We start from the raw sequence: 10,020 nt of genomic DNA on the forward strand, positions 1-10,020 counted from the left end.
TTATCCGGTAAATAACGAGCTTTCGGTTTTTAAGGAAAAGTAATGACGAAAAATGCCAGGCTCTCACTCCTGCCCTCATTCATTATCATCTCCACTGCATTACTCGCCGGTTGTAACGATCAGGGAGAAACACAAACTCATCCTGCCGAGCCACAGGTTACTGTCCATGTTGTGGAATCTGCCCCCTTAGCCGTTACGACTGAATTGCCGGGCCGTACAACAGCCTTCCGTATTGCAGAAGTTCGCCCTCAGGTCAGCGGGATTGTGCTGAAAAGGAATTTCACTGAAGGGAGTGATGTTGAAGCAGGCAAGTCGCTTTATCAGATTGATCCCGCAACTTATCAGGCCGACTATGATAGCGCCAAAGGTGAACTGGCAAAAAGCGAGGCCGCAGCGGCTATCGCCCATTTAACAGTAAAACGTTATGTCCCGTTGGTCGGAACAAAGTACATCAGCCAGCAAGAGTACGATCAAGCCATTGCTGATGCTCGTCAGGCCGACGCCTCCGTCATCGCCGCCAAAGCTGCGGTCGAAAGCGCTCGTATCAATCTCGCTTACACCAAAGTGACATCGCCTATTAGCGGACGTATCGGTAAATCTAACGTTACCGAAGGTGCGTTAGTTACCAATGGTCAGGCGACAGCGTTAGCCACTGTGCAACAGCTTGATCCCATTTACGTCGACGTGACGCAGTCCAGTAGCGATTTTATGCGGCTCAAACAGTCTGTTGCACAAGGTAGCCTACATAAAGACAACACCAGCAGTACCGTTGAACTGGTGATGGAGAATGGCCAGTCATACCCGCTGAAAGGCTCTTTGCAATTTTCTGACGTGACGGTTGACGAGAGTACCGGATCCATCACCCTGAGAGCCGTTTTCCCTAACCCACAGCACTCTCTACTGCCAGGCATGTTTGTACGCGCCCGCATCGATGAAGGTATCCAACCTAACGCCATTCTTGTTCCACAACAGGGTGTGACACGTACACCTCGCGGAGATGCAACCGTGATGGTCGTCAATGATAAGAACCAGGTCGAAGCTCATGCCGTTGTGGCCGTACAAGCCATTGGTGACAAATGGCTCATAAGCGAAGGCTTACAACCGGGCGACAAAGTTATCGTCAGCGGATTACAAAAAGCTCGTCCGGGAGTGCAGGTAAAAGCGACCGCCGATACCGAAACTCCAGCCGCGAAAGCCACACAATAAGGTAACCGGACATGGCAAACTTTTTTATTAGGCGACCTATCTTTGCCTGGGTACTGGCCATCATTCTGATGATGGCGGGCGCTCTGGCAATCATGCAACTGCCCGTGGCGCAGTACCCAACTATTGCCCCCCCTGCCGTAGCGATTTCTGCGACCTACCCAGGCGCGGATGCACAGACGGTGCAGGATACCGTAACGCAGGTTATCGAACAAAACATGAACGGTATCGATAACCTGATGTATATGTCCTCCACCAGCGATTCGGCCGGGAGCGTAACCATTACGTTAACGTTCCAGTCCGGCACCGATCCCGATATCGCACAGGTTCAGGTACAAAACAAACTGCAGCTCGCGACACCTTTACTGCCTCAAGAAGTTCAACAGCAGGGTATCGCCGTTGAGAAATCAAGTAGCAGCTTTTTGATGGTCGCGGGGTTTGTTTCTGACAACCCGCAGACAACTCAGGATGACATCTCTGACTATGTCGCTTCCAACATTAAAGACTCTATCAGCCGGCTGAACGGCGTAGGTGACGTGCAGCTGTTTGGCGCGCAGTACGCCATGCGTATCTGGCTGGATGCGAATTTATTGAACAAGTATCAACTCACGCCGGTTGATGTCATTAACCAGTTGAAAGTACAAAACGACCAGATCGCCGCAGGTCAGTTAGGGGGGACACCTGCCTTACCTAACCAACAGCTCAACGCCTCTATCATTGCGCAAACGCGACTGAAAGATCCTGAAGAGTTTGGCAAAGTGACCTTACGCGTGAACAGCGACGGTTCTGTTGTTCACCTCAAGGACGTTGCACGCATTGAGTTGGGGGGTGAAAACTACAACGTCGTTGCTCGTATTAACGGTAAACCGGCATCCGGTCTGGGTATTAAGCTGGCAACCGGTGCAAACGCTCTGGATACCGCCAACGCAATCAAAGCAAAACTGACTGAATTACAGCCGTTCTTCCCTCAGGGAATGCAGGTAGTCTATCCGTACGACACCACACCGTTTGTTACCATCTCTATTCACGAGGTGGTAAAAACGCTGTTTGAAGCGATCGTACTGGTTTTCCTGGTGATGTACCTGTTTCTGCAAAACATTCGCGCAACGCTAATTCCGACTATCGCTGTGCCTGTGGTGCTGTTGGGGACATTCGCCGTACTTGCTGCATTTGGCTACTCGATAAACACCCTGACAATGTTCGGCATGGTACTCGCCATCGGCCTGCTGGTCGATGATGCGATAGTCGTAGTAGAAAACGTGGAGCGCGTGATGATGGAAGACAATCTGCCGCCCAGAGAAGCGACAGAAAAATCCATGTCACAAATACAGGGGGCGCTGGTTGGTATTGCCATGGTGCTATCTGCGGTGTTTATCCCAATGGCCTTCTTTGGAGGTTCAACCGGGGCAATTTACCGACAGTTCTCTATTACTATTGTTTCTGCAATGGCGCTTTCAGTACTGGTGGCGTTGATTCTGACTCCCGCCCTTTGTGCAACATTGCTCAAGCCGGTATCTGCAGAGCACCACGAGAAAAAAAGTGGTTTCTTTGGCTGGTTTAATACCAAATTCGATTACAGCGTCAACCACTACACCAATAGCGTCAGCGGTATAATTCGTAAAACGGGTCGCTATCTGGCGGTCTATCTGATCATTGTTATTGGCATGGCGGTGCTGTTTATACGCCTGCCTACCTCCTTCCTGCCAGAGGAAGATCAGGGTGTGTTCCTGACGATGATTCAGCTACCAGCCGGTGCAACACAAGAGCGTACTCAGAAAGTGCTGGATCAAGTTACCCACTACTATCTGAATAATGAGAAAGCCAACGTCAAAAGCGTCTTTACGGTTAACGGCTTTAGCTTCAGTGGACAGGGGCAAAACTCAGGGATGGCATTTGTCAGCCTCAAACCCTGGGAAGAGCGTAGCGGCGATGAGAATAACGTTGAATCTGTAATTGCCCGAGCAACTCGGGCATTTAGTCAGATTCGTGATGGCCTGGTATTCCCCTTCAACATGCCAGCCATTGTTGAATTGGGCACCGCAACCGGCTTCGATTTTGAGCTGATTGATCAGGGAGGGCTGGGACACTCAGCCTTAACGCAGGCACGTAATCAGCTGCTGGGCATGGTGGCACAACATCCTGATTTGCTGGTACGTGTACGCCCCAACGGCCTTGAGGATACTGCGCAGTTTAAGCTGGATGTTGATCAGGAAAAAGCGCAAGCGCTTGGTGTTTCCTTGTCAGATATTAACGAAACCATCTCCGCTGCGCTGGGCGGCTACTACGTCAATGATTTCATTGACCGCGGTCGCGTGAAAAAAGTGTATGTTCAGGCAGATGCAAAATTTCGTATGTTGCCGGAAGACATCAATAATCTGTATGTTCGCAGCGCCAATGGCGAAATGGTACCTTTCTCCACATTCAGTTCAGCGCACTGGATTTACGGCTCACCGAGACTGGAACGCTACAACGGTATGCCATCTATGGAGCTGTTAGGCGAAGCGGCACCAGGCAAAAGTACCGGTGAAGCAATGGCGCTGATGGAAAGCCTGGCGGAAAAACTGCCTAACGGTATTGGCCATGACTGGACGGGAATGTCCTATCAGGAACGACTGTCAGGTAACCAGGCACCAGCGTTGTATGCCATCTCGCTAATCGTTGTCTTCCTTTGCCTTGCAGCACTGTATGAGAGCTGGTCGATTCCATTCTCCGTCATGCTTGTCGTCCCGCTCGGTGTCGTTGGTGCGCTGCTGGCGGCATCGCTTCGCGGGATGAATAACGATGTGTACTTCCAGGTCGGCCTGTTAACAACTATCGGCCTCTCTGCCAAAAACGCCATCCTGATTGTCGAATTTGCTAAAGACCTGATGGATAAAGAGGGCAAAGGGTTGATTGAGGCGACTCTGGAGGCCTCCCGTATGCGTCTGCGTCCTATCCTGATGACATCTCTGGCCTTTATTCTGGGGGTTATGCCTCTGGTTATCAGTAATGGTGCAGGTAGCGGTGCGCAGAATGCCGTCGGCACAGGTGTTATGGGGGGCATGCTCACGGCTACATTGTTGGCGATCTTCTTCGTTCCCGTCTTTTTTGTTGTCGTTAAACGGCGTTTTAGCCAGCATCGCGATTAAATTGTAAAATAAAGGCGTCTCCGGGCGCCTTTTTTACCTGATAATGACCTCTTTATTTATTAATAAGATAGCCATTCTTTTTTTTTAGCACATGGTTCCAAAATTCCCCGATCTATTCATTATGTTTACAATCCACATGAATTGAGATTATTCCTCATGTCAGTCTTTTTTTAAGAAGTGGTAAAATAACCCTCGATTTCGCAGATAGCTTAGCGCCTGTCTTTGCTTTTTTAGCGAAACGTTTATTTTAGAGGTAACACCATGAAAAGATTAATATCCGTTGCATTGCTTACAGCATTTCTGGCGGGCTGTGCACACGATTCTCCTTGCGTACCTGTATATGACGACCAGGGCCGTCTGGTTCATACCAATACCTGTATGAAAGGCACCACGCAGGATAACTGGGAAACAGCAGGTGCGATCGCCGGTGGTGCAGCCGCTGTTGCCGGTCTGACACTTGGGATAGTTGCCTTGACGAAATAAATCATGTTAAAAGCGCGGTAATAGCCGCGCTTTTAACAATAAAGAAGATATCTTTATATAAGACAAAATGATGGTTTAAAGCTTTGGCCCTGAAATAAAATTATTATAGATTTTCCTCACATATTCACGACTTAAAATTAGCATTTTTTCAGCTTTTCGTAACAACACGTCTTCTTATCATTATTCTCACGCGGTCAATATTCACGCCCGAAATTGTTATCAGGCATCCTGTTTAAATTTTTGCGCTGAAATGTGGCGTACGTTTCAATTTTGCACCACTTCAGGGCGCTGCATTTATTTTTTCCTGTCTACACTCTGCTTATTGCGCCGAATATTCGAGCGCAAAAACCTGGCACTACCTTTGCTTAAAAGAGTATGGCCAAAGCCACAGACAGGTAAAAGATGTTTCCATAACAATAATTCCTCCACACAGGATGCTCTATGAAAAAGATGATAATAGCCAGCCTGGCTGCGGCCGGCGTGCTGCTTGCGATTACAAATCAGGCACATGCCGGCGCAACGCTTGATGCCGTAAAGAAAAAAGGATTTGTGCAATGCGGAATCAGTGACGGCTTACCAGGCTTTTCCTATGCCGATGCAAGCGGTAAGTTTTCAGGTATTGATGTAGATGTATGTCGTGGTGTTGCCTCGGCCGTATTTGGTGATGACACGAAAGTAAAATACACCCCGCTCACCGCTAAAGAACGCTTCACCGCTTTACAGTCTGGTGAAGTCGATATGCTCTCCCGTAATACCACATGGACCTCCTCACGTGATGCAGGAATGGGGATGTCCTTTACTGGCGTGACTTATTACGATGGCATTGGCTTTCTTACCCACAACAAAGCGGGTCTGAAGAGCGCAAAAGAACTCGATGGTGCAACGGTTTGTATTCAGGCAGGCACGGATACTGAACTGAACGTGGCCGATTATTTTAAGGCCAACAATATGAAGTATACCCCCGTCACCTTCGATCGCTCCGATGAATCCGCTAAGGCTCTGGAATCAGGCCGCTGCGATACGCTTGCTTCCGACCAGTCTCAGTTGTATGCCCTGCGAATCAAATTGAGCAACCCTTCAGAATGGATTGTTCTGCCAGAAGTAATCTCTAAAGAACCACTGGGGCCTGTCGTACGCCGCGGCGATGATGAATGGTTCTCTATTGTTCGCTGGACGCTGTTTGCCATGTTGAATGCTGAAGAGATGGGTGTTAACTCGAAAAACGTTGATGAAAAAGCCGCTAATCCCGCAACACCGGATATGGCACACCTGTTAGGCAAAGAGGGAGACTATGGTAAAGATCTGAAGCTGGATAATAAATGGGCTTACAACATTATTAAGCAGGTAGGAAACTATTCGGAGATCTTTGAACGTAACGTGGGATCGGAAAGTCCACTAAAGATCAAACGTGGGCAAAACAACCTCTGGAATAACGGCGGCATTCAGTATGCGCCACCGGTGCGCTAATGCGAAGTGATGTAACGGGCGCCGCAACTGCGGCGCTCAACCCAGAGTCATTGTTACCGAGGTTTTCTTATGTACCATCGCCGCTCAACCGTAAAAGGATCACTCTCCTTTTCTAACCCTGCGGTCCGCGCCTGGTTATTTCAAATTCTTGCCATCATCGCGGTCGTTAGCATTGCGATCTATCTCATTCACAATACGATTAATAACCTAAGCAGTCGCGGTATCACCTCGGGGTTCTCTTTTCTCGATCGCAGTGCCGGATTTGGTATTGTTCAACATCTGATTGATTATGAGCAGGGCGATACTTATGGACGTGTCTTTCTGGTCGGTCTGCTTAATACGCTGCTTGTCTCAGCACTATGTATTGTTTTTGCTTCATTTCTCGGCTTCTTTCTTGGACTGGCACGTTTGTCAGATAACTGGTTGCTGCGTAAGCTATCTACAATTTATATCGAAACGTTCCGCAATATTCCGCCGCTGCTGCAAATCTTCTTTTGGTATTTTGCCGTACTACGCAATTTGCCGGGTCCCCGTCAGGCCGTCAGTGCGCTGGATCTCGTTTTCCTGAGTAACCGGGGACTCTATATTCCGGCGCCGCAGATGGGAGAAGGTCTTTTTGCCTTTTGCGCTGCACTCATGATTGCTGCAGTCGTAACTATTGGGCTATTTCGTTTCAATAAAATGTACCAGACAAAAACAGGTCAATTACGCAGAACGTGGCCAACAGCACTGGCGCTGATCGTGTTTTTGCCGATGATTTCACAATGGATTTTTGGCGCAGCGCTCCACTGGGATATACCCGAACTGCGCGGTTTTAACTTCCGCGGCGGCATGGTACTTATCCCAGAACTGGCGGCGTTAACACTGGCGCTTTCAGTGTATACATCTGCATTTATTGCAGAAATTATTCGGGCCGGTATTCAGGCTGTTCCTTATGGTCAACATGAAGCAGCCCGTTCTTTGGGCCTTCCCAATCCGGTAACGCTCCGTCAGGTGATCATCCCGCAGGCGCTCCGTGTCATCATTCCACCACTGACCAGCCAGTATCTGAATATCGTAAAGAATTCATCCCTTGCTGCCGCCATTGGCTACCCGGATATGGTTTCACTGTTTGCCGGAACCGTACTGAATCAAACCGGGCAGGCCATTGAAACCATCGCCATCACTATGTCGGTTTACCTGATCATCAGTCTGAGCATTTCTCTGTTAATGAATATATACAACCGTCGTATCGCACTCATTGAGCGCTAAGGAATCATGATGACAAAAGCACTACTGTCTCACCCCTCGCGCCAGAGCAGTAATCATGCTGGCCGCGTGATATTTTGGGTGCGTAAAAATCTATTTTCCAGTTGGTCAAACAGTTTGCTCACTCTGTTATGCATATGGCTCATGTGGATGTTCATTCCCCCATTGCTGAACTGGGCATTTCTGCAGGCCAACTGGATAGGTTCTACCCGGGCAGATTGTACAAAAGCGGGAGCGTGCTGGGTGTTTATCCATGAACGCTTCGGACAATTCATGTATGGGCTCTATCCACACGATCAGCGCTGGCGGGTTAATCTGGCTCTGATTATCGGCCTACTCTCTATCGCACCGATGTTCTGGAAAGCGATACCTCATCGTGGTCGCTATATCGCCGTCTGGGCGGTGGTTTATCCGGTTATCGTCTGGTGGCTGTTGTACGGTGGTTTTCTCGGTCTCGATCGCGTGGAAACACGCCAGTGGGGTGGACTGACACTCACCCTGATCATAGCCTCTGTTGGTATTGCAGGCGCGCTCCCATGGGGGATCTTACTGGCGTTGGGGCGCCGTTCCCATATGCCTGTCGTGCGGGTTTTATCCGTCATTTTCATTGAGTTCTGGCGTGGTGTGCCGCTGATCACTGTCCTGTTTATGTCGTCAGTCATGCTCCCGCTGTTTATGTCGGAAGGCACCAGCATCGACAAACTTATTCGGGCGCTGGTCGGTGTAATTCTTTTCCAGTCAGCTTATGTCGCAGAGGTGGTGCGTGGGGGATTGCAGGCCCTCCCGAAAGGCCAGTATGAAGCCGCCGAATCACTGGCGCTTGGCTACTGGAAAACCCAAGGGCTGGTCATACTTCCGCAAGCCCTCAAACTGGTTATCCCCGGCCTGGTTAACACGATCATCGCCCTCTTCAAGGATACCAGTCTGGTCATTATTATCGGTCTGTTTGACCTTTTCAGCAGCGTACAACAAGCCACCGTCGACCCTGCCTGGCTTGGTATGTCGACAGAAGGATATGTTTTTGCCGCGCTGATTTACTGGGTTTTCTGCTTCAGCATGTCACGTTATAGCCAGCATCTGGAAAAACGTTTTAACACCGGGCGTACACCGCACTGAGGAAATTATGAGCCAATTATTAATACAATCTAACGACGCGATGATTACGCTGGAAAACGTCAACAAATGGTATGGACAGTTTCACGTTCTGAAAAACATAAACCTGGAGGTAAAACAGGGAGAACGTATCGTATTATGCGGACCTTCTGGATCCGGTAAATCAACAACGATCCGTTGTATTAACCATCTGGAAGAGCATCAGCAAGGGCGTATTGTTGTAGATGGAATTGAGCTCAATGAGGACATCCGCAATATTGAACGCGTCAGACAAGAAGTTGGAATGGTCTTTCAACACTTTAATCTCTTTCCTCATTTAACAGTCCTGCAAAACTGCACACTGGCTCCTGTCTGGGTTCAGAAGATGCCAAAGAAAGAGGCTGAAGCTCTGGCAATGCACTACCTTGAACGAGTGCGTATTGCTGAACATGCGCATAAATACCCTGGACAAATTTCCGGTGGGCAGCAACAGCGCGTGGCCATTGCGCGTTCACTGTGCATGAAACCCAAAATCATGTTGTTCGATGAGCCCACATCAGCACTGGACCCTGAAATGGTAAAAGAAGTACTCGATACCATGATAGGCCTGGCGCAATCGGGAATGACAATGCTTTGTGTTACTCATGAAATGGGGTTTGCCCGAACAGTTGCAGACAGGGTGATCTTTATGGATCTTGGCGAGATTGTTGAACAGGCGCCACCAGACGAATTTTTTGCCCATCCGAAATCCGAGCGTACCCGAGCGTTTTTATCACAGGTCATACATTAAAACCTGCAAGCCGGATAAGCTGTTTACGCCGCCATCCGGCATACTCCACAATTCGCAAATGCAAAAAGGCCCATCCTGACGGATGGGCCTTTCCACTTATTTGATGCCTGGCAGTTCCCTACTCTCGCATGGGGAGACCCCACACTACCATCGGCGCTACGGCGTTTCACTTCTGAGTTCGGCATGGGGTCAGGTGGGACCACCGCGCTACAGCCGCCAGACAAATTCTTTTCTAAGCGCCGAACTTTAACCTAAAAACTGGTGCTGATACCCAGAGTCGAACTGGGGACCTCACCCTTACCAAGGGTGCGCTCTACCAACTGAGCCATATCAGCACACTAAATTTGATGCCTGGCAGTTTATGAATCACTGCGTGATCCACCCTTCGGGCCGTTGCTTCGCAACGTTCAAAAGCTCTCGCTTTTGTCCTACTCTCTTATCGAGTAGTGAACTGCCTCAAAGGTCAATGCCATACTTCTTAATTTGATGCCTGGCAGTTCCCTACTCTCGCATGGGGAGACCCCACACTACCATCGGCGCTACGGCGTTTCACTTCTGAGTTCGGCATGGGGTCAGGTGGGACCACCGCGCTACAGCCGCCAGGCAAAT

The 10,020-nt window shown here is 49.4% G+C and carries 7 protein-coding genes, 1 tRNA gene and 2 rRNA genes; 7 read left to right on the forward strand and 3 right to left on the reverse strand.

The window, feature by feature from the left end:
* Positions 1 to 42 precede the first annotated feature (42 nt).
* From OH663_RS03535 to OH663_RS03565, 7 genes are all read left to right on the forward strand, one after another.
* The gene (locus OH663_RS03535; protein WP_048220461.1) at positions 43 to 1,206 is read left to right on the forward strand and encodes an efflux RND transporter periplasmic adaptor subunit; all 1,164 of its coding nucleotides are present in this window, start codon (positions 43 to 45) and stop codon (positions 1,204 to 1,206) included.
* Between the two features lie 11 nt (positions 1,207 to 1,217).
* On the forward strand, positions 1,218 to 4,331 hold the full coding sequence (locus tag OH663_RS03540; RefSeq protein ID WP_045448225.1) for an efflux RND transporter permease subunit: 3,114 nt from the start codon (positions 1,218 to 1,220) through the stop codon (positions 4,329 to 4,331).
* 261 nt (positions 4,332 to 4,592) lie between these two features.
* Positions 4,593 to 4,814 carry a lipoprotein gene (locus OH663_RS03545; protein ID WP_003025292.1) on the forward strand — a complete coding sequence of 74 codons (222 nt, stop codon included), beginning with the start codon at positions 4,593 to 4,595 and terminating at the stop codon, positions 4,812 to 4,814.
* A 441-nt stretch (positions 4,815 to 5,255) separates the two neighbouring features.
* Positions 5,256 to 6,281, forward strand: coding sequence for an amino acid ABC transporter substrate-binding protein (locus OH663_RS03550; protein ID WP_045448227.1), 1,026 nt, complete (start codon positions 5,256 to 5,258; stop codon positions 6,279 to 6,281).
* A 69-nt stretch (positions 6,282 to 6,350) separates the two neighbouring features.
* Positions 6,351 to 7,532, forward strand: coding sequence for an amino acid ABC transporter permease (locus OH663_RS03555; protein ID WP_045448229.1), 1,182 nt, complete (start codon positions 6,351 to 6,353; stop codon positions 7,530 to 7,532).
* Between the two features lie 9 nt (positions 7,533 to 7,541).
* Entirely contained in the window at positions 7,542 to 8,645 is a 1,104-nt protein-coding gene (locus tag OH663_RS03560; protein WP_048220459.1) for an amino acid ABC transporter permease, read from the forward strand.
* A 7-nt stretch (positions 8,646 to 8,652) separates the two neighbouring features.
* The gene (locus tag OH663_RS03565) at positions 8,653 to 9,411 is read left to right on the forward strand and encodes an amino acid ABC transporter ATP-binding protein (RefSeq protein ID WP_045448233.1); all 759 of its coding nucleotides are present in this window, start codon (positions 8,653 to 8,655) and stop codon (positions 9,409 to 9,411) included.
* A 105-nt stretch (positions 9,412 to 9,516) separates the two neighbouring features.
* On the opposite strand, the gene rrf (OH663_RS03570) is transcribed toward OH663_RS03565, so the two are convergent.
* From rrf (OH663_RS03570) to rrf (OH663_RS03580), 3 genes are all read right to left on the reverse strand, one after another.
* A 5S ribosomal RNA gene (gene rrf, locus OH663_RS03570) occupies positions 9,517 to 9,632 on the reverse strand.
* Between the two features lie 38 nt (positions 9,633 to 9,670).
* Positions 9,671 to 9,746, reverse strand: a tRNA-Thr gene (locus OH663_RS03575).
* A gap of 153 nt (positions 9,747 to 9,899) precedes the next feature.
* A 5S ribosomal RNA gene (gene rrf, locus OH663_RS03580) occupies positions 9,900 to 10,015 on the reverse strand.
* Positions 10,016 to 10,020: the final 5 nt, after the last annotated feature.

The organism is Citrobacter sp. Marseille-Q5395 (assembly GCF_947057495.1).
Taxonomy (GTDB): Bacteria; Pseudomonadota; Gammaproteobacteria; order Enterobacterales; family Enterobacteriaceae; genus Citrobacter; species Citrobacter murliniae.

Coding starts and splice junctions, on each gene's coding strand:
- OH663_RS03555 (WP_045448229.1), top strand. CDS start 6,351: ATGTACCATCGCCGCTCAACCGTAAAAGGATCACTCTCCTTTTCTAAC.
- OH663_RS03560 (WP_048220459.1), top strand. CDS start 7,542: ATGACAAAAGCACTACTGTCTCACCCCTCGCGCCAGAGCAGTAATCAT.
- OH663_RS03540 (WP_045448225.1), top strand. CDS start 1,218: ATGGCAAACTTTTTTATTAGGCGACCTATCTTTGCCTGGGTACTGGCC.
- OH663_RS03535 (WP_048220461.1), top strand. CDS start 43: ATGACGAAAAATGCCAGGCTCTCACTCCTGCCCTCATTCATTATCATC.
- OH663_RS03545 (WP_003025292.1), top strand. CDS start 4,593: ATGAAAAGATTAATATCCGTTGCATTGCTTACAGCATTTCTGGCGGGC.
- OH663_RS03550 (WP_045448227.1), top strand. CDS start 5,256: ATGAAAAAGATGATAATAGCCAGCCTGGCTGCGGCCGGCGTGCTGCTT.
- OH663_RS03565 (WP_045448233.1), top strand. CDS start 8,653: ATGAGCCAATTATTAATACAATCTAACGACGCGATGATTACGCTGGAA.